This window comes from Streptomyces sp. NBC_00683, from assembly GCF_036226745.1.
Lineage (GTDB): Bacteria > Actinomycetota > Actinomycetes > Streptomycetales > Streptomycetaceae > Streptomyces.
Genome location: NZ_CP109013.1, coordinates 1,206,986 through 1,225,500, shown reverse-complemented (window position 1 = coordinate 1,225,500; position 18,515 = coordinate 1,206,986). Strand labels below are relative to the sequence as shown.

General features: G+C 71.1%; 17 protein-coding genes. 10 read left to right on the top strand and 7 right to left on the bottom strand.

The window, feature by feature from the left end; translation table 11 throughout:
• Positions 1–383 precede the first annotated feature (383 nt).
• The 7 genes from OG257_RS05495 (at position 384) to OG257_RS05465 (ending at position 6,474) form a co-directional block, all read left to right on the top strand.
• On the top strand, positions 384–1,673 hold the full coding sequence (locus OG257_RS05495) for an ATP-binding protein (protein WP_329205239.1): 1,290 nt from the start codon (positions 384–386) through the stop codon (positions 1,671–1,673).
• Complete coding sequence (locus OG257_RS05490; RefSeq protein ID WP_329205238.1) at positions 1,670–2,074, top strand: roadblock/LC7 domain-containing protein; 405 nt, start codon at positions 1,670–1,672, stop codon at positions 2,072–2,074. Before OG257_RS05495 ends, OG257_RS05490 begins: the two co-directional genes overlap by 4 nt.
• Positions 2,071–2,457 (top strand): DUF742 domain-containing protein, encoded by a 387-nt coding sequence (locus OG257_RS05485; RefSeq protein WP_329205237.1) that lies wholly within the window; start codon positions 2,071–2,073, stop codon positions 2,455–2,457. The genes OG257_RS05490 and OG257_RS05485 overlap by 4 nt, the downstream gene beginning before the upstream one ends.
• Entirely contained in the window at positions 2,438–3,031 is a 594-nt protein-coding gene (locus OG257_RS05480) for a GTP-binding protein (protein ID WP_329205235.1), read from the top strand. The genes OG257_RS05485 and OG257_RS05480 overlap by 20 nt, the downstream gene beginning before the upstream one ends.
• Entirely contained in the window at positions 3,028–4,485 is a 1,458-nt protein-coding gene (locus OG257_RS05475; RefSeq protein WP_329205233.1) for a cytochrome P450, read from the top strand. The genes OG257_RS05480 and OG257_RS05475 overlap by 4 nt, the downstream gene beginning before the upstream one ends.
• Positions 4,482–5,579 carry a cytochrome P450 family protein gene (locus tag OG257_RS05470; protein WP_329205231.1) on the top strand — a complete coding sequence of 366 codons (1,098 nt, stop codon included), beginning with the start codon at positions 4,482–4,484 and terminating at the stop codon, positions 5,577–5,579. The genes OG257_RS05475 and OG257_RS05470 overlap by 4 nt, the downstream gene beginning before the upstream one ends.
• A gap of 172 nt (positions 5,580–5,751) precedes the next feature.
• Positions 5,752–6,474: a FadR/GntR family transcriptional regulator gene (locus OG257_RS05465; protein WP_329205229.1), complete on the top strand. Its 723-nt coding sequence runs from the start codon at positions 5,752–5,754 to the stop codon at positions 6,472–6,474.
• 87 nt (positions 6,475–6,561) lie between these two features.
• Here the strand turns inward: OG257_RS05465 and OG257_RS05460 are convergent, their stop codons facing one another.
• On the bottom strand, positions 6,562–7,755 hold the full coding sequence (locus OG257_RS05460) for a PP2C family protein-serine/threonine phosphatase (RefSeq protein ID WP_329205227.1): 1,194 nt from the start codon (positions 7,753–7,755) through the stop codon (positions 6,562–6,564).
• A 258-nt stretch (positions 7,756–8,013) separates the two neighbouring features.
• On the opposite strand from OG257_RS05460, the gene OG257_RS05455 reads away from it, so the two are divergent.
• Genes OG257_RS05455 through OG257_RS05445 form a run of 3 tightly spaced genes read left to right on the top strand, consistent with a single transcriptional unit; the run spans position 8,014 to position 10,954 of the window.
• On the top strand, positions 8,014–8,781 hold the full coding sequence (locus tag OG257_RS05455; protein WP_329205225.1) for a (Fe-S)-binding protein: 768 nt from the start codon (positions 8,014–8,016) through the stop codon (positions 8,779–8,781).
• The gene (locus tag OG257_RS05450) at positions 8,778–10,322 is read left to right on the top strand and encodes a lactate utilization protein B (protein WP_329205223.1); all 1,545 of its coding nucleotides are present in this window, start codon (positions 8,778–8,780) and stop codon (positions 10,320–10,322) included. Before OG257_RS05455 ends, OG257_RS05450 begins: the two co-directional genes overlap by 4 nt.
• Positions 10,319–10,954 carry a LutC/YkgG family protein gene (locus OG257_RS05445; RefSeq protein ID WP_329205221.1) on the top strand — a complete coding sequence of 212 codons (636 nt, stop codon included), beginning with the start codon at positions 10,319–10,321 and terminating at the stop codon, positions 10,952–10,954. The genes OG257_RS05450 and OG257_RS05445 overlap by 4 nt, the downstream gene beginning before the upstream one ends.
• Here OG257_RS05445 and OG257_RS05440 read toward each other — a convergent pair.
• From OG257_RS05440 to OG257_RS05415, 6 genes are all read right to left on the bottom strand, one after another.
• Positions 10,951–12,855 (bottom strand): DUF2264 domain-containing protein, encoded by a 1,905-nt coding sequence (locus OG257_RS05440; RefSeq protein WP_329205219.1) that lies wholly within the window; start codon positions 12,853–12,855, stop codon positions 10,951–10,953. The genes OG257_RS05445 and OG257_RS05440 overlap by 4 nt on opposite strands.
• Positions 12,852–13,880 carry a hydroxyacid dehydrogenase gene (locus OG257_RS05435; protein ID WP_329205217.1) on the bottom strand — a complete coding sequence of 343 codons (1,029 nt, stop codon included), beginning with the start codon at positions 13,878–13,880 and terminating at the stop codon, positions 12,852–12,854. The genes OG257_RS05440 and OG257_RS05435 overlap by 4 nt, the downstream gene beginning before the upstream one ends.
• A 37-nt stretch (positions 13,881–13,917) precedes the next feature.
• The gene (locus tag OG257_RS05430) at positions 13,918–14,793 is read right to left on the bottom strand and encodes a carbohydrate ABC transporter permease (RefSeq protein WP_329205216.1); all 876 of its coding nucleotides are present in this window, start codon (positions 14,791–14,793) and stop codon (positions 13,918–13,920) included.
• Positions 14,790–15,791, bottom strand: coding sequence for a carbohydrate ABC transporter permease (locus OG257_RS05425; RefSeq protein WP_329205214.1), 1,002 nt, complete (start codon positions 15,789–15,791; stop codon positions 14,790–14,792). The genes OG257_RS05430 and OG257_RS05425 overlap by 4 nt, the downstream gene beginning before the upstream one ends.
• Positions 15,792–15,840: 49 nt before the next feature.
• Positions 15,841–17,205, bottom strand: a complete 1,365-nt coding sequence (locus tag OG257_RS05420; RefSeq protein WP_329205212.1) for an ABC transporter substrate-binding protein — start codon at positions 17,203–17,205, stop codon at positions 15,841–15,843.
• Positions 17,206–17,307: 102 nt separating this feature from the next.
• Positions 17,308–18,456: a substrate-binding domain-containing protein gene (locus OG257_RS05415; protein ID WP_329205210.1), complete on the bottom strand. Its 1,149-nt coding sequence runs from the start codon at positions 18,454–18,456 to the stop codon at positions 17,308–17,310.
• Positions 18,457–18,515 lie beyond the last annotated feature (59 nt).

The following is an 18,515-nucleotide window of genomic DNA, read 5'->3' as shown; positions in this document are numbered from 1 at the left end:
CAGTGTGGCGAGTTGAACCCCTACTGTGATCGTTCCTTTGATGTTTTTGCTCAGTCGTGTTGCGGTCGACGCCGTGGGGTGAGCATCCTTGGACGTAGTCACGAAGCGTTCCGGAGGCGTTGCTCCGAGTGGCTGGCGACCCTGCGTCGCATGACCGCCCGTTGGACACGCCGCCCAGGAAGATGCCGTGATGGCCCGCCCCGAGGTATTCCGCCTGCCCCCGAACGGGCATCGCCGGAACGACCCGGCGGGATCTCTCCCCGGCCCCTGCGCCGTTGGTGCCGACGCCCGAGAACTGCCCTGCAGCGCCGCAGCATTCGCCATCGCGCAGGGCGCGGGAGACGGCCACTTACCCCATCCGCCCGCCTCCGCCCGAGGAACTGATGACACTGTCTCTGCCTGCCGTGACCGCCTGGCTTCTGGCCGCGGCCATGATGGCCACCGGGATCCTGGCGCTGCGTTACCGCAACTCCGCCGCCCTTCGCGCCGAACGCATCGCCTTCCTCGAACGCACCCTGCGTGCCCAGGAGGAAGAGACCCGGCATCTGCTCGAACGGCGGCTGCCCGCACTGAAGGACGTTCTGTCGCAGGGCAGGCCGGGTGAGATACCCGGGCCGCTGCACCCCGAACTCGCCGGTTCGCCGTTCGCCCGCGCCCACGACGGAGTGCTCGCCGTCTACCGGGACGTGGCGGCCGACGCCGAACAGTCCTCCCAGGGACTCCTGCTGGCGGTGGCCCGCAAGCTCCAGGGGCTGGCCAACAACCAGCAGATGAAGATCACCGAGATGAACCAGCGCCACGACGCGCCGGAGTTCCTCCAGGATCTGATGGACATCGACCACACCAACGCCCAGATCCTGCGCCGCGCCGTGGGCATGGCCGTGATCTGCAAGGCCTGGCCGGGACGCCAGCACAACGCGACGCCGCTGCACGACGTGGTACGCGGAGCGGTCGGCCGGATCCTGGACTACCGGCGTGTGCACATCGTGCGGATCGAGGACTCCCGGGCGGTAGCGGGCAGAGCCGTCGAGGCGCTCGTCGTGACGCTTGCCGAACTGCTGGAGAACGCGACGCGTTCGTCGAACCCGAGCACCCCCGTCCAGGTCCACGTCCAGCTCACGCACGGCGGAGTCGCCGTCGTGATCGAGGACGCCGGTGTCGGACTGAACGCAGCCGAGCGCGAGAAGGCGGCCCGTCTGCTGCACGACGACGCGCTCGGCCTCTCGGGTCTCGGCAGCCCGCCGCGTTTCGGCCTGGCCGCCTGCGGCTCCCTGGCGCGGCGCTACGGCTTCGCGGTGTCCGTGGACTCCGCGTCGGCCTTCGGCGGGGTACGGGCCGTCGTCAACATCCCGTCCGTGCTGCTCACCGATGCCCCGCCCGCATCGAGGCCCGCACCGGCCCGGCCCGTCCCGGCGCCCGCCGTGCCCCGGCAGGCCGGTGAGCCGACGGTGGCGGCGCCCCCGAGGGCGACCACGGCCGGCGGCCTGCCCAAACGGACCAGGCAGCCCGCCGCCCGGGCGGCAACTCCGGCCCCGACGCCCGCGGATCCCGCCCGGACGACCGCACGCCGCAGCCCGCGCGAGGCCGCCGCCCCACTCGACGCCTTCCTCCGCGGCAGCCACGCCGCAGCCCACGACCACCGCCCGACCAGCGAGGGGACCCCCGAGGCATGACCCAGAACCGCGACGCCTGGATGCTCAAACAAGTACTCGACCAGCCCGAGGTATACGACGCGATCCTGGTCGCCGCCGACGGCCTCGTGATGGCCTTCTCCCCGGGACTCGACCGGGACGAGGCCGACCGCATAGCCGCTGCGCTCTCCGGCGTGCAGGCCACCAGCAGCGCCACCGCGATGTTCTGCCGCGCCCCCGCCGACTCGTGGCGGCAGAGCCTCGTCGAGTTCGACGGGGGCTTCGTCATCACCATCCACGCGGGGGACTCGACCTATCTGTCGGTCGCGACCTCGGGCGCCGCCGATGTCGGGCAGGTCGCCTACCGGATGCACGAGGTGGTCGACCAGCTCGGCCGGGAGATGGGCAGTTCACCGCGCCAGGACGTCGGCAGCCCGACGTGACCCCGCGGCGCAGGCGCGATCTGGTGCGCTCGTTCGTCCTCACCCAGGGACGGGCGCGCCCCACCCGCAACACCCATGTCCTGGACGTGATCACGATGGTGACGACCGTCCCGGGCAGCTCGGTCGCGGGCCTGCTGCCGGAACAGCTGGCAGTGGTCGAGCTGTGCCGCGGCGGATATCTGTCCGTCATCGAGGTCGCGGGCCATCTGGGCCAGCCGCTCACCATCACCCGCATCGTCCTCGGCGACCTGCTCGACTCCGGGCACGTCGTCACCCGTACCGCCCGGACCGCCGACGCGCAGTCCCCGGAATCCGGCGACGCGGCGGCTCCCACCACCGCACACATCTTGGAGAAGTTGCTGCATGGCCTCCAGGCTCTTTGACGGCATCTACGTCCGCGACACGGTGCAGCTGACCGCCAAACTCATGGTCGTCGGCCCGTTCGGCGTGGGCAAGACCACCCTGATCGGTGCCGTCAGCGAGATCGAGCCGTTGCGCACCGAGGAACTCATGACGCAGGCCGGTGCGACGGTCGACGACAACAGCGGTGTACCGCGGAAGACCACCACGACCGTCGCCCTCGACTTCGGCAGGGTGACGCTCGCGGACGATCTCGCCCTCTACCTCTTCGGCACGCCGGGCCAGGAGCGCTTCGCCCGGATCTGGCAGGACCTCGCCCGCGGCGCCTACGGCGCGCTCGTCCTCGGGGACTCCCGGTACCTCGACCGGTCCTTCGAGGCGCTGGCCCTGGTGGAGAGCTACCGGCTGCCGTACATCGTCGCGCTCAACCGGTTCCCCGACACCCCGGCGTATCCGGAGGAGGAGCTGCGCGAAGCCCTCGACCTCGACCCCGGGACGCCCCTGATCATGTGCGACGCCCGAGACCGCGAATCCGCGAAGAACGCGCTCGTCGAGCTCGTCCGATACCTGTTCGCCCGCCACCAGGAGATGTCGTGACAACGCTGCCGACCGGCCCGGGAACACCGCCGCCGGGCTGTCCTGCCCACCAGGCCGTACCCGGTCAGGACCCCGCGTCCGGACTGCCCGTCCTCTACGGGGCGGAGTTCGCCGCCGATCCCCACGCCACGTACGAACGGCTGAGGAAGGAGGGCGTCGCGCATCCGGTCGAGCTGGCCCCCGGCGTCGAGGCCGTCCTCATCACCGGATACGAGACCGCGCTCGAGGTGCTGCGCAGCCCGTACTTCAGCAAGGACGCCCGCCGCTGGACCGCGCTCGCCGAGGGAAAGGTCCCGGCCGATAACCAGGTCGTACCGATGATGGGCTGGCGGCCCAGCCTCTGGTTCGCCGACGGGGAGCGCCATCTGCGGCTGCGGGCCTCGGTCGACGACGCACTGGGCAGGGTCAACCCCCATCAGCTGCGGGCCTATGTGCAGCGCAGCGCCGGACAGCTCATCGACCGGTTCGAGCACGAGGGCAGGGCCGACCTCGTCTCCCAGTACGCCGACCCGATCCCCGCACTCGTCTTCGCCCAGCTGTTCGGCTGCCCCGACGAACTCACCAGCAGAATGGCGGCGGCCTGCGTGCGGATGATGGACGCGGAACCCGCTGTCGCCCAGGCGGGCGGCGGCGAACTCGCCATGTGCCTCGGCGAGTTGATCGCGATGAAGCGAGCCAGCCCTGGTGCGGACGTGACCACCTGGCTGCTGGACCACCCCTCCGCGCTCTCGGACGAGGAGATGATCCACCAGCTCGTCGTCCTGATCGGCGCGGGTACGGTGCCCCAGTCCGCGTGGATCGCGACGGGGACGATGATGCTGCTCGCCGACGACCGCTTCGCCAGCGACCTGACGGGAGGCAGCCTCACCGTCGCCGACGCGCTCAACGAAGTGCTGTGGCTCCACTCCCCGCTGTCCAACTTCTCCTTCGTCTACGCGGTCCACGACCACACGCTCCGCGACCGGAGCACCGGTGCCGAGACCGCGATCCGGGCCGGTGTCCCCGTGCTGATCAGCCACGCCGCCGCGAACACCGATCCGGTGCTGGACATCGGGGCGGGGCAGCGGGCGGCGAACACCTCGCACCTCGCCTTCGGTGCCGGACCGCACGCCTGCCCCGCCAGGGACACGGCCGGTGTCATCGCCGAAGTCGCCGTGGAGATGCTTCTGGACCGGCTGCCCGACATGGTCCTCGAAGTGGATTCCGCCGAACTCACCTGGCGCCCCGGTCCGTTCCACCGCTCGCTCACCGCTCTGCCGGTGCGCTTCGACGCTGTCCGTGCGACCTCCACCCAACCGCCCGTCGCTGCAGTAGGAGAACCGACATGGAATCCCGAACCTGCCCCGTCCTCGATCCCACCGGCGCAGACCTCCACGCGGAAGCCGCCCGTCTCCGAGCCCAGGGGTCTGCGACGCTGGTGGAACTCCCTGGTGGGGTCACGGCCTGGTCGGTGACGCGGCACGACACCATCAAGGAACTGGCCGCCGACCGCAGGGTCTCCCGCGACCCGCGCAGGCACTGGCCCGCCCTCGACGGCGTCCCCCAGGACTGGGCCCTGAACGTCTGGGTGCGGGTGGTGAGCGCCTTCACCTCCTACGGCTCCGACCACCGCCGGCTGCGCAACCTCATCGCCACGGCGTTCACCCCGCGCCGTACCGAGGCACTCCGCCCCCGGGTGCAGGACCTCGTCGACCGACTGATCAAGGACCTCAGCGAAACGGCCCCGGGAGAGACCGTCGACCTCCGCGCCCGGTTCGCCTACGTCATCCCCACCGAGGTCATCTGCGACCTGTTCGGCGTCCCGGCCGACATGCGGCCCTGGATGCGCCGGGTCATCGACGCGGCACTCAACACGGGGGCGACGCCCGAGCAGGCGGCCGCGGACTACGGTGACCTGTTCGGCTGCATGGCTGCCCTGATCGCGGCCAAGCGCGCCGAGCCGGGCGAGGACATGACGAGCGACCTGATCGCGGCCCGCGACGGAGAGGCGAAGCTCGACGAGGAACAGCTCGTCTCCACCCTGATCCTCATGATCGGCGCCGGCTCGGAGACGGCGGTCAACCTCATATCCAAGGCCACCCTCGCCCTGGTGACGCACCCGGACCAGCTCGCTCTGCTGCGGTCCGGCGCGGTCGGCTGGGACGACGTGGTGGAGGAGACCCTGCGCCTCGAAGCGCCGATCATGCACATGCCTCTGCGGTACGCCGTCGAGGACATCGACCTCGGGGACGTCCGGATCGGCAAGGGCGACGCGATCCTGCTCGCCTTCGGCGCCGCCGGCCGTGACCCCTCTGTCCACGGCGACAGCGCCTGCGCGTTCGACGCGGCGCGGGAGTCCTTCGACCACCTCGCCTTCGGCCACGGCGTCCACTACTGCCTGGGAGCCCCGCTCGGCCGGATGGAGGCGGACATCGCGCTCCGGGCGCTGTTCGCCGCGTTCCCGGACATCGCGCTCGCCGTGCCCGAGGACCGGCTCGTACCCCAGGCGTCGTTCATCGCCAACGGCTACCGGGAGCTGCCGGTGGTGCTGCGGCCCGCTACGGCCTGACCGTTCACAGACGTAGGTGACGGCAGTGCGCCCGTAGCCCCGGCCGGGGGCACGGGCGCACTGGAGCCTGAGCCGCGTGCGGCGCTCCCGTCGGCGCTCGGTCTTTGGTCCGACCACATGCCCTGTGTGACATAGTCGGACTATGCGTATCGCTCGGAGCAGGGAGTAGCGGATGCCCGTCGAGTGGCAACCCGTACGGCAGTCCCGCACGCACGAACTCGTGCTCCAGAGCATCGAGGAGCGTGTCTTCGCCGGAGAGCTCAAGGCGGGCGACCGCCTCCCGCCCGAGCGGGAGCTGGCACCGGTGCTCGGAGTCAGCCGCTCCGCTCTGCGTGAGGCGCTCCGGGTGCTGGAGACCATCGGCGTACTGGTCGCGCAGCCGGGCCGGGGTCCGGACTCCGGGGCCCGGATCGTGCGGAACCCGGACGACGCCCTGGGCCGTCTGCTGCGCCTGCACTTCGCCCTCGGCAGCTACAGCCTGCATGACGTGCTCGAGGCGCGCGTCGTACTGGAGCGCTCCAGCTGGGAGGCCGCCGCACGGTACGCCCCGGCCGAGGATCTCGACGAGGCCGAGCAGCTCCTCGTACGCATGGGCGATCCGGAGGTGGGGGTGGCCGAGTTCAACGACCTCGACACCCGCTTCCACGTGCTGATCGCCGGGAGTTCGGGCAACGCGCTGACCTCGACGCTCACCTCTGCGGTGCGCGAGTCCGTACGTCCGCTGATCCTGCGGGCGCTGGAGGAGGCCGAGGACTGGCCGGCCACCGCGGGCGCACTCAACGCCCAGCACACACGGCTGCTCGCGCTGGTGCGCGAGGGGCGGGGCGGCGAGGCGGCCGACCTGGTCGAGGAACACATCCGTGGCCTGCACGGGACGCTGGTGGACGAGACATAGCCCCGCACGGGGGAGCGGGGAGCGGGGGGCGGTGTGCGACGAGCGCCGTCCCCGCTCCTGTCCGCCCGGTGAGCAGGCCGTTGCGGGTCAGCGGTGCGGGGCCGGTCTGGTCCGGGCTGCTCGGCGGGGATTGCCGTGCCAGTCCAGCACCAGGACCGTTGCGTCGTCCTTGAGGTTGCCGTGGCAGGCGTCCAGCACCGCGCAGGTCAGGCTCCGCACGACCTCTCGCGGGTGCAGCGCGCCGGTGTCTTGAACGACCGAGGCCAGGTCGACGGCGGCCGCACTGCGGTCCTGCATGCCGTCGGTGAGCAGGACCAGGCGGTCTCCGGGACGCAGGTGGAGCTGCTGGAGGTGATAGCCGGTGGGGGCCGCCACGCCGAAGGGCATGTCGACGGCGAGTTCGACCTCTTCGACGGTGCCGTCGCGCAGCCGCAGGGGGCGGGGGTGGCCGGCGTTGACCAGTTCGCACAGGCCCGTGTCGAGATCGACGCAGAGCAGCTGCCCGGTGGCCAGACCACGGCTGTGACTGAGCATGGCCTGGTGGGCGTGATGGGCCTGCTTGAGGGCGTCACAGCCGCTGCGGCGCGCCTGTCGCAGCGCTCCGACCAGCAGGGTGGCCAGCAGGGCGGAGTTGGTGTCGTGGCCCATCGCGTCGGTGATGGACAGGTGCAGGGTGTCGCGGTCGAGGGTGTAGTCGTAGGTGTCGCCACCGATGTCGTCGGCCGGGACCAGCCCGGCGGCGAGGGTGAACTCCGCCGCCTCGCAGCAGGGCGCCGAGGGAAGCAGCTGGTGCTGGATCTCCGCTGCCAGACTGGTCCGGGTGGTGCGCCGGCCCAGGTGGTACAGATCGGTGAAACGGCGGTCCGTGACGATGATGTAGGCCAGTGCGTGGGCCGCTTCGCGGACCTGCCGGAGCACGGTGTCGTCGCCGGCCTGCAGCGTCACCTCCAGGACACCGATGCGGTCGCCCCGGTTGGTGACCGGCGTGATGACGCGCCGGCCTCCCTGCCCGTCCGTCTCCACGTGCTGGCGCTGGCTCTGCAGGACACGGTCGTAGACGCTTCCCTGCAGCTTGACCGGCTTGTCGGGGTCCTCGGCGGCATCGCCGGCCGCGGCCAGGCGTACCAGTCGCTCGCCGATGAGGTCGACGAACAGGAAGGACACGCACTCCGCGCCGAACCGCTTCTGCAGGTCGAGCGCCACCACCTCGACGGACTCACCGGGCGGGGCGGCCTCAGCGGCGGCCAGCAGTTCACCCAGTTCCAGATCTGTGCCCTCCACAGCAACCTCCCATTTCGGCTGCCGAACCTCCTGCCCCATATCCCCGCAACCTCACCTCCTGAGCTCGTTCTGCCTGGTCAGGACGGAGGGCCAGGTCCGTTCAGCGGGTCCCGGGCGCGTCAAACGGGTCTGGAGCCCGTTCAAGACGCACCACTCCCGCCCGGGGACTCTCCGGCTCGTCGCTTTCCCACGCGCCCCAGGTTCCCCACTTGGACCGAGGCTAGTATGGTCGGACCATAAAACGACCGGGGAGGCCCCATGCGCATCGGACTCTTCGCCACCTGTCTGGGAGACACGCTCTTCCCCGAGGCGGTGAAATCCACCGCGGTACTGCTCGCCCGCCTGGGACACGACGTGGTGTTCCCGCCGGACCAGACGTGCTGCGGCCAGATGCACGTCAACACCGGCTACCAGCGCGAACCCGTCCCGCTGGTGCGCAGGTTCGCCGAGCAGTTCGGGGACGCGTCCATCGACGCGGTCGTCATGCCGTCCGGATCGTGCGCCGGCTCCGTACGGCACCAGCACGAGATCATCGCCGAGCGGTACGGGGACGCCGCGCTGCGCGCCGGAGTCAGCACCGTCAAGGCCAAGACGTACGAGCTGTCGGAGTTCCTCGTCGACGTCCTCGGCGTCTCCCGGGTCGGCGCGTACTTCCCGCACCGGGTGACGTACCACCCCACCTGCCACTCCCTGCGGATGCTCCGGGTCGGCGACAAGCCGCTGAAGCTCCTGCGCGCCGTCGAGGGGATCGACTTGGTCGAGCTCCCCGAAGCCGACTCCTGCTGCGGCTTCGGCGGCACCTTCGCCCTCAAGAACGCCGAGACGTCCACCGCGATGCTCCAGGACAAGATGCGCAACATCGCCGCGACGGACGCCGCCGTGTGCACCGCCGGAGACTCCTCCTGCCTGATGCACATCGGCGGCGGACTCTCCCGCATCCGGTCCGGTACGCGCACCCTGCATCTCGCCCAGATCCTCGGATCCACCCGTACCGCGCCGTACGCACTGACGGAGGCCGCCCGATGAGTACGTTCCTCGGAATGCCCGCCACGCCGCCCCGGTCCCCGTACGGAACGGGAAACCTGCGCGGCGACCGGAAGTTCCCCAAGGCCGCCCACGACGAGCTCCGCAACGAACAGCTGCGCCGCAACCTCGGCAAGGCCACCCGCACCATCCGCACGAAGCGGCTCGGCGTCACCGGCGAACTCCCCGACTGGGAGCAGCTGCGCGACGCCGGATCCGCCATCAAGACCGACACGATGAACCGGCTCCCCGAACTCCTGGAGCAGCTGGAGCAGAAGGTCACCGAGCACGGCGGAACCGTCCACTGGGCGCGCGACGGAGCCGAGGCCAATGAGATCGTCGCCCGGCTTGTCCGGGCGACGGGCAGCAGCGACGTCATCAAGGTCAAGTCGATGGCCACCCAGGAGATCGGCCTCAACGAGCACCTCGAATCCATCGGCATCACCCCGTACGAGACCGACCTGGCCGAGCTCATCGTGCAGCTCGCCGACGACAAGCCCTCGCACATCCTGGTGCCCGCGATCCACCGCAACCGCGACGAGATCCGGCAGATCTTCCTCGACGAGATCCCCGGCGTCGACCCGGACCTCGACAACGTCCCCGCACATCTCGCCGCCGCCGCCCGCGCCTATCTGCGCGAGAAGTTCATGACGACCAAGGTGGCCGTCTCCGGAGCCAACTTCGGCATCGCCGAGACCGGCACGCTGTCCGTGGTCGAGTCGGAGGGCAACGGCCGGATGTGCCTGACGCTTCCCGACACCCTCATCACCGTGATGGGCATCGAGAAGGTCCTGCCGCGCTACCAGGACCTGGAAGTCTTCCTGCAGTTGCTGCCGCGCTCCTCGACGGGCGAGCGGATGAACCCGTACACGTCGATGTGGACCGGCGTCACACCCGGCGACGGGCCGCAGGACTTCCACCTGGTCCTCCTCGACAACGGCCGCACCGCCGCACTCGCCGACACGATCGGCCGCGAGGCCCTCAACTGCATCCGCTGCTCGGCCTGTCTCAACGTCTGCCCCGTGTACGAGCGCACCGGCGGTCACGCCTACGGATCGACGTACCCCGGGCCCATCGGCGCGGTCCTCACCCCGCAGCTCGCCGGGATGGACGCGGCCGAGGACGACCCCAACAGCTCGCTGCCGTACGCCTCCAGCCTCTGCGGCGCCTGCTTCGACGCCTGCCCCGTCAAGATCGACATCCCGTCGATGCTCGTCGAGCTGCGCCACCAGCACACCGAACAGTCCGGCACCACGGCGGAGAAGCTCGCCATGAAGGCCGCCGCCGGCGTGATGAAGCGGCCGAAGCTCTTTGCCGCCGCGCAGAAGGCCGCCGCTCTCGGCCGGATCGCCGGCGGACGCGACGGCACGATCTCGCACCTGCCCGCCCCCCTCAGCGGCTGGAGCGACAGCCGCGACACCCCGGCACCGCCCAAGCAGACATTCCGCTCCTGGCTGGCATCGGCCGAGGGCGCGGCAACGATGAGCGCCGCCGCCGAAGAAGGCGCCCGGCACACCGCAGACGACCACGAGGAGGACCGGTGACGACGACCGCCCGCGACACGGTGCTCGGCCGGATCAGGGACGCCCTGGCCCTCGCACCCGTGCCCGACACCAGCGTTCCCCGCGACTACCGCACCGGCCGCACCCTCCCCGACGAGGAACGCCTCGCCCTCCTGACCCACCGGCTCGTCGACTACAAGGCGAAGGTGTACCCCTGCACACGCGAACGCACAGCCGAAGTGATCGCCGACGTGCTGCGTGAACGCGGCGCCCGGCGGATCGGAGTGCCGGCCGGGCTCGACGAGCAGTGGCTCACCGCCTACGACGGCGAGGTGCGGCAGGACTCCGCCGACATCCCCGCCCCGAGCCTCGACGCCCTGGACGGTGTGGTGACCGCCTCGGCCGTCAGCTGCGCGGAGACGGGCACCATCTTCCTGGACGGTTCGGCCGACCAGGGCCGGCGAGCCCTGTCCCTGGTCCCCGACCTGCACGTGTGCGTCGTCGACCTGTCCTCGGTCGTGGTGGGCGTCCCGGAAGCGGTGGCCCGGCTGGTGCCGGAGCGGCCGACGACCCTGATCAGCGGTCCGTCGGCCACCTCCGACATCGAGCTGGAGCGGGTGGAGGGCGTACACGGCCCCCGCACCCTCGCGGTGGTGATCCGCACCGACGCCTAAGAGGTGTGGGTGACCTCCAGGGGCGCGAAACCGATACGGGTCGTCGCCCCGTCGTCCGTCCAGCGGACCGTGACCGTCCCACCGTCCACGTCGACCCCGCTCACCGCCGAGGCGAGCGGGGCGGCGTCCGGTTCGGCCGTGAGGCAGGCCAGGGCCACCAGCACCGCGGTCCCCTCCACCTCCGCCGCGAGCCGGGGCAGCACGGCCCACCGCGTGAACGCGGTGCCCTGCGGCGCCCGGACCTCCTCCTGCTCCGCCCAGCCGTGCAGCCCGTGCAACGTCGAGCGCACCCCGCCTCCGGGGTCCGTCGCCCAGCCGGTCTGCTCCGCCAGCGACCCGGCCGGAGCGCCCAGGATCCGGTGCACCCGCAGCTCGTACCTGCCCCGGACGACCGTGACGCTCTCCACCCGCAGCCCCGGCATGGTCGGCGAGCCCTCCGGGAAGACCGGGCAGTGCCAGGAGGCGGCCCAGCCCCAGTCCCCCTCGTGCCCGGCGCCCAGCGGGTGGATGCGGAAGCGGCTGCTGCGGATCCCCGCGACCCGCACCGACAGATGGTTGTCCGCGGTGTTCTCCGCCGCCGTCGGACCGGTGACGGTCGAATAGGCGAGCCGCGCGTAGTGCGGATCCGACAAGGCAGCCGAATCGCCCTCGTGCGGCCGGGCATGGTCGCTGCCGTGGTTGTGCAGCCGGACGATGCCGTCCGCCTGCGTCGACTGGACCAGTAGCCCCGGCGACGGCAGTGACAGCACCCGGTCGGGTCCCTCGCTCGGGGCGGGCTCCTCGGTCGCCGCCCACAGCGGATGCTCCGCCGGGGCGAGCAGCGCGACGAACGCCTTCGACGCCCAGTACGGCGACGCGGGACCCGAGTACACCTGGAGCGTCGCGTCGTGCGGACCGTGCCAGCCCAGGTTCAGCAGACCGTCGTCCGCCGCCGCACCCCGCTCCAGGAAGTACCGCAGCGAGCCGCTGATCAGCCGCCGCGAGACGCCCGGCGCCAGGGGAGTGTGCCCGGACACCGCACCCATCCCGACAGCCGCGCCCGCCGCGAAACGGTAGGTGAGGGAGCGTCCGAAGTGCAGCGGGGCGCCGTCCGCGCCGAACATCAGCGAGAAGCTCTCCAGATGTTCGCTCAGCCGTGCGCCGTAGCGCGTGGCGAGTTCCGTGTCGCCCGACAGGTACGCGTCCAGTACCGGATACAGGTGCAGCGCCCAGCCGTTGTAGTGGTCGAAGGCCCGCCCGTCCCCGTCGGCGTACCAGCCCTCGCCGCGGTACCAGACCTCCAGCAGGTCCAGCGCCCGCTGCCGTGCCCGCGCCGTTTCGGCGTCGCCGCGGCCGACCGACTCCAGGAATCCGGCGACGGAGTAGGGGAACAGGTACCAGTTGTTGGGGGCGGGAGTGTGCCGCAGGGCGCCGCGCAGCCACTCCTCCGTCCGGTCCTGGGTTCCCGGGTCGAGCCGGTCCCACAGCCACGGCCGGGTCAGCCGGAGCCCGATCGCCACGGACGCGGACTCGACCATCGGCTGGCCGAAGACCGTGTGGTCGAGGATCAGCGGCCAGGACTCGGCGTCGTCGCGTCCCGCCGTGCGCGTCCCCGCACCGAGGCCGTCGGCGTACCGCTCCAGCCAGTTGTGCGGATCCTTGCCGTCCGCACCGGCGACCCGGAACGCGGCGGCGAGGAACGTACGGGCGTAGCCCTCCAGGCCGTCGGAGCGCACCCCGGAGCGGGACGGTCGCCCCGGCAGGTCGAGCAGGGCCCGGCCGGGGGTGGCCCACTTCCAGGCGGAGTGCAGCAGGCCGTCGGCCGCCGCTTCCCAGTGCGCCCGGGTGTAGCCGGTGTGCGGGCTCGACTCACGGTCCTCGGCGGGGAGTTCGAAGGGGTACGGGGACGAGGTGGAGGTCATGCGAGGAATGCCAGCCTTTCGCGTCGTACGGGATGGGCGAATCCGTCGCCCGCGGCCCAGCGCGCGACCTCACCGACGGCCAGATCCGCCAGCCGGCGCAGCTCGTTGCCCTGGGAACCGGCGAGATGCGGGGTGATGGTCGCGTTGTCGAGGTCCCACAGCGGATGACCGGCCGGCAGCGGGTCGGGATCGGTGACGTCGAGCACCGCCCGGATCCGGCCCGTACCCAGTACGTCGGTGAGCGCGTCCTGGTCGACGACCGCGCCCCGGGAGGTGTTGATCAGGACTCCGTCGGGCCGCATGGAGGTGAGGAGTCCGCGGCTGACGAGCCCGGTGGTCGCGGGCAGCAGCGGGGTGTGGACGCTGACCACGTCGCTCTCGGCGAAGAGCCCGGCGAGCGTGACGGGGCGGACCCCGAGTTCGGCCGCCTCGCTGTCGGAGACGTACGGATCGTGGAGCAGGACCCTCAGGTCGTAGGGGCGCAGCAGCTCGATGACCCGGCGGCCGATCAGGGAGGCGGACAGGATGCCCACCGTACGGCCGTAGTTGCCCACCTCGGGCGGGGTGGCGAGCCAGGCGTCGCGGTGACGGGAGGCCCGGAAGTCCCGGGCCCGCTCCAGCACCCGCTTCCCGGAGAGCAGGATCATCGCGAGGGTGTACTCCGCGACCGGCAGCGCGTTGGCCGCCGCGGCCGACGACACCGCGATGCCCCGGTCCCAGCAGGCCTCGGTGACATGACCCCGGACGGTGCCCGCCGTGTGCACGACGGCCCGGAGTGCGGGCGCCGCCGCCAGGACGTCCGCGTCGATGGGCGGGCAGCCCCAGCCGGTGACCAGGATCTCCGCATCCGCGAGAGCGGCGCGCGCCGGAGCGGTGGTGAAGTCGTCGATGACGGGCAGCGGCGCGAGCGTGCTCACCGCGGAGAGCGCCGCCATGGAGCTCGGTGAGAGCACGGCGGCCGCGGCCGACGGACTCATGGCGAGCGCGGCGCGCGGCCGGCGGTGGGCGGGGGAAGTGCTGGGCATGGTTCTCCTGTGCGGTGGTCCGGTCGGGGCGGCACGGCTACTTGACGGCGCCCGCCGTCAGACCGGACCGCCAGAAGCGCTGGAGCAGGGCGAAGGCGAGGATCAGCGGCAGCACCGCGAGCAGCGAACCCATGATGACGACCGGGTAGTACTCGGGGGAGACGGACGCGGAACTGTTCCAGGTGTAGAGGCCGAGACTGACCGGATACAGATCCTGGTCGGAGAGCATCACCATGGGCAGGAAGAAGTTGTTCCAGATCGCCGTGAGCTGGAACAGGAAGACGGTCACCAGCCCCGGCCCGAGCATGCGCAGCGCCACCCGGAAGTACGCGGTCAGTTCGCCCGCGCCGTCCATCCGCGCCGCTTCCAGCACCTCGTCGGGCACGTACCCCTGGCTGAAGATCCGGCCGAGGTAGACACCGAACGGGTTGAAGAGGACCGGGATGAAGACCGCCCAGTACGTGTTGACCAGACCGGTGCCGGACGCCATCAGATAGAGCGGCAGCGCGAGCACGGTCTGAGGCACCATCACCGCGGCGAGCACGAGGCCGAACAGCTTCTCCTTGTGGGCGAAGCGGTACTTGTCGAAGGCGTACCCGCAGGCGATGCTCACGAGTGCGCCGAGGGCCGCGCCCAGGACCGCGTAGAGGAGGCTGTTGCCGTACCAGCGCCCGTACAGCCCGCCGTCCATGGCGAACAGGTCCTTGACGTTCTGCACCAGGGAGAAGTTGCCCAGCGACAGGATGTTGCTGCTGAACAGCGCGTTGCGGTCCTTGGTCGACGCGAGCACCAGCCACAGCACCGGCAGCAGGGTGTACGCCACCGAGACGCCGACCACGAGGTTGACGACGGAGCGCCCGAGGAGCCTGGGCCGCAGCGGTGCGGCGGTGCGAGGTGCGGTCGACGCGCTCATCGGGTGTTCTCCTCTGCGGCGTTGGCGCGGTTGGTCCAGCGGGTGACGCCGTAGGAGAGGGCGATCGTGCACACGAGCAGGACGACGGAGGCGGCTGCCGCGAGACCGTAGTTGTTGCGGGTGAAGGCGGCGTCGTAGATGTACATGCTGGGTGAGAAGCGAGAGTTGATCATCGGCGTCGACTGGCTGAGCAGCATCGGCTCGGTGAAGAGCTGCAGCGCGAAGATGAGGGTGAACATCGCCACCATCACGACCGACGAACGCACCAGCGGAGCCTTGACCTGGAGAGCCGTGCGGACCGGGCCCGCGCCGTCGACGACCGACGCCTCGATCACCTCGCGGGGGACGGCCTGCAGCGCCGCGTAGAACACGACCATGTTGTAGCCGAGGTTGCTCCACAGCGCGATGTTCACGATGGACGGGAGCACGGTGTGCACCCCGAGGAAGTCGATGGTGATGTCGGCCTTGCCGAGGAGTTCGATCACCGGACTGATGCCGGGGGTGTACAGGTACAGCCAGATCAGCGCGGCGATGATGCCGGGCACCGCGTGCGGCAGGAACAGCGCGAGCTGGGCCGTGCCCCGCAGGCGCACCACGCCGGAGTCGAGCAGCAGTGCCAGGGCGAGGGCCCCGATCACCATGAGCGGGATGTAGACCAGGCAGTACAGGGCGACGATGCCGAGACCGCCGAGGAACGTCGGGTCGGTGATGACGGCGGTGTAGTTGCGGAGCCCGGCGAAGACCGTGCGTTCCGGGCCGAAGCCGAGTCCGGGCTGGTCGTCGCTGAAGAAGCTCAGGTAGACGGCGGTGGCGACCGGGATCAGGAAGACGGTCACCAGAAGGACGAAGAACGGCGTCATCAGGGCGCCGCAGGCACCGAGTTCACGCCGTCGGGCGGACCTGCGGGCCATCGGCGCGGGCGCGGCGGCGGCCGGGCTCTTCGGTGAGGGCCGGGCGGTGGTGTCCGCCGTGACGGATACGGGGGTGGCGCTGGTCATGGGTGTCACCTGCCTCTCTGCTGCTGGGAACGGGGTTGCGGATCGCCGGTCAGGTGGAGTGCAGGGTGGTGGAGAGGCCCAGTGCCTTCAGGTCCGGCATGGTGCCCTCCTGTGCCGCCCTGACCGCTCCGAGGATGGAGCCCTGGCCTCCGCTCGCCCGCGCCAGCCCGTCCTTCATGATCTTGCCGGTGGCTGTCATCCGGGGACCCCAGACCCAGCCCGCGCGAATCTTGTGGGCCTCCTGCTCGAAGAGGGTGTAGATGTCCTGGCCGCCGTAGTAGGTGCGGTCGAAGGCCTTGCGGCCCACCTCGACCAGGCCGGGCGCGGCGGGGTACTGGCTGCTGGCCCCGCTGGAGAGCCGGGCACGCAGGGCGTCCGGGTGCGAGACCTGCCACTCGATGAACTCCATCGCGGCCTCGGGGTCCGCGCTGTCCTTGGTGATCGCGAAGGTCGAGCCGCCATGGGTGCCGACACCGGGGTCGGCCGGATCCCACTGGGGGATCGGCGCCAGGGCCCACTGGCCCTTCTGGCCGGGTCGGGCCTTCATCTGGGCGCCGGCGTCCCACGCACCGCTCAGCCGGCTGAGCACCAGGCCGTTGGCGATCTGGACGTCGCTGTGCCGGCTCTCCACCGCGTTCATGAAGACCAGGTCCTGGTCGGTCAGCCGCTGCCAGAAGGCGGCCACGCGACGGGTGGGTGCGTCGGCCAGCGAGACGTTCCAGGCGCCGCCCGCCGTGTCGAACCACTGGGCGCCCGCCTGCCACGCGAAGGCGGCGAGATGGGTGTCGCCGTCGGTCGGGAAGAGCGCCATCCTGCGGTCACCGCTTTTGCGGCGTACGGTCCTTGCCGCGTCCTCGAAGTCCTCCCAGGTGCGCGGGGCGGTCAGCCCGTACCGCTCGAAGAGGTCGGTGCGGTAGTGCAGCACCATCGGCTCTATGTCGAGCGGAACGCTGAAGACCCGCTTCTCGAAGGTGGTCAGCCCCAGTGCCTGCGGCAGCAGTTCGGCGCGCAGCCTGTCGCTCACCAGGTCCGTGATGTCGCGGCAGACACCGTCGATGGCGAAGCCGGGTACCTGGGGGTACTCGATGGTGGCGATGTCCGGGGCGTTGCCGGCCCGGGCCGCGTTGCTGAGCTTGGCGTAACCGCCCTGGGCCCCCGAGGGGACCTGCTGGAAATCGACCTGAAGGGTGTCGTGCCCGCGGTTGAACGCGTCCACGACCTCCTGACTGCCCCGCAGCGCGGACCAGAAGGTGATCCGCTTCTTCCTGCCGGTCCTGCTGCTTACGGTCCTGCCGGTACTGCTCGTGCCGCCCGATCGTGGCTCCTCGCCGCCGCTGCAGGCGCTGAGCGCACCTGTCAGGGGCAGCGCGGCGATCGTGGCGAGTACGGATCGACGGCTCTGTCGATCAGGCATGGGTGCCTCCCGCGGCTCCTGATTCAAGACACGGGGAATACTGATCGGCTGATCGATAGCGGTCAAGAGATCGATCAGAAGAAGCTTGAAGCGGTCAAACGCTCATTGCTTCGGGAGGGGGAGAGCTTGTGCCGATCCGCGTACTTTGAGCGCGGGGAGCAGCTCCACCCTGCGCACCGGCCCCGTCGTACCCTCCGGGTGCGCCAGCCGGTGCAGCAGCAGTTCGGCTGCCGCCCGTCCGATGTCGGCCCTGGGCGGAGCCACCGCGGTCAGCGGCGTACTGCCCAGCGAGGAGACCACATCGTCGTACGCCACGACCGAACAGTCCTGCGGCACCCGTACGCCGCACTCCGTCAGTCGCTGCACCAGCATCAGCGCGTCCTCGTCACCGTGCAGGACGGCGCCCGTGACCCCGCGCTCCCGCAGCAGCGCGGCCAGGTCCGCAGGCGGCTCCTCCGGTGCGGTGGGGGACAGGGAGTCGGTCCGGATCCCGGGGCCAGGCCCCGCGTTCGAGGAGCTGAGCACCACCGACCAGTCGTCCACCTCCGGGCGGGCGGCCGCGATCTCGGCGAACGCCGCCCGGATCGAGCGAGCGGTGGGGCTGTCGTTCCTGGCGGCCAGGACGATCCGGCGGTGGCCCAGCGAGACCAGGTGGTCGACGGCGAGATGCACCCCGTACCAGTGGTCGGAACAGACCGAGTCCAGGGCGTGCAACGCGCTGCCCGGCCGCGGCCGCCGCTCCATCAGAACGGTCGGCACACCCACCTCGGCGAGCCAGCCGTAGTCCGCCTCCTCGCCGACGGCGCTGCGCCACCGCGGGGCGATCAGCAGCCCGCGCGCCCCGCCCGCCAGGGCCCGTTCCACCTGCGGCCGTTCGGCCCCCGCCGACTGCGGCGCGATATGCAGGGCGATCCGCATCCCCGCCGCCTCCAGGGCGGTACGGGCACCGTGCAGGGTCTCGTACAGGTACGAATGCCGCTCGGGCACCACCAGGGCGACCGGACCGCCCTCCGCGGCAGGCTCACCGGTCCGTGCGACCGGGAGTGCCGTCGTCTCCGCGGCGTCCCCCACCGGGCGGGCCACCCCGTGGCCGCGCCGCAGCCTGCCCGCCCGGGCCAGCTCCTCCACGTCCCGCCGGAGCGTGACCACCGAGACGTCCAACTCGGCGGCGAGCGTGGTCACCTTGACCGCCCCACGTGCGTGCACCACCGCGAGTATGCGCTTCCGCCTCATTTCAACCGGCTCCCGCATGCTGCTGGCCCCCTTGCCGTACCGCTGCGCGTTGTTCGTTTGAGCGTTTCCGTGAGCGC

What these genes read in the sequence shown, in the direction of transcription:
- OG257_RS05415 (WP_329205210.1), bottom strand. Translation starts at nt 18,456, where the DNA reads ATGCGGGAGCCGGTTGAAATGAGGCGGAAGCGCATACTCGCGGTGGTG.
- OG257_RS05420 (WP_329205212.1), bottom strand. Translation starts at nt 17,205, where the DNA reads ATGCCTGATCGACAGAGCCGTCGATCCGTACTCGCCACGATCGCCGCG.
- OG257_RS05425 (WP_329205214.1), bottom strand. Translation starts at nt 15,791, where the DNA reads ATGACCAGCGCCACCCCCGTATCCGTCACGGCGGACACCACCGCCCGG.
- OG257_RS05495 (WP_329205239.1), top strand. Translation starts at nt 384, where the DNA reads ATGACACTGTCTCTGCCTGCCGTGACCGCCTGGCTTCTGGCCGCGGCC.
- OG257_RS05450 (WP_329205223.1), top strand. Translation starts at nt 8,778, where the DNA reads ATGAGTACGTTCCTCGGAATGCCCGCCACGCCGCCCCGGTCCCCGTAC.
- OG257_RS05455 (WP_329205225.1), top strand. Translation starts at nt 8,014, where the DNA reads ATGCGCATCGGACTCTTCGCCACCTGTCTGGGAGACACGCTCTTCCCC.
- OG257_RS05465 (WP_329205229.1), top strand. Translation starts at nt 5,752, where the DNA reads ATGCCCGTCGAGTGGCAACCCGTACGGCAGTCCCGCACGCACGAACTC.
- OG257_RS05440 (WP_329205219.1), bottom strand. Translation starts at nt 12,855, where the DNA reads ATGACCTCCACCTCGTCCCCGTACCCCTTCGAACTCCCCGCCGAGGAC.
- OG257_RS05435 (WP_329205217.1), bottom strand. Translation starts at nt 13,880, where the DNA reads ATGCCCAGCACTTCCCCCGCCCACCGCCGGCCGCGCGCCGCGCTCGCC.
- OG257_RS05490 (WP_329205238.1), top strand. Translation starts at nt 1,670, where the DNA reads ATGACCCAGAACCGCGACGCCTGGATGCTCAAACAAGTACTCGACCAG.
- OG257_RS05480 (WP_329205235.1), top strand. Translation starts at nt 2,438, where the DNA reads ATGGCCTCCAGGCTCTTTGACGGCATCTACGTCCGCGACACGGTGCAG.
- OG257_RS05430 (WP_329205216.1), bottom strand. Translation starts at nt 14,793, where the DNA reads ATGAGCGCGTCGACCGCACCTCGCACCGCCGCACCGCTGCGGCCCAGG.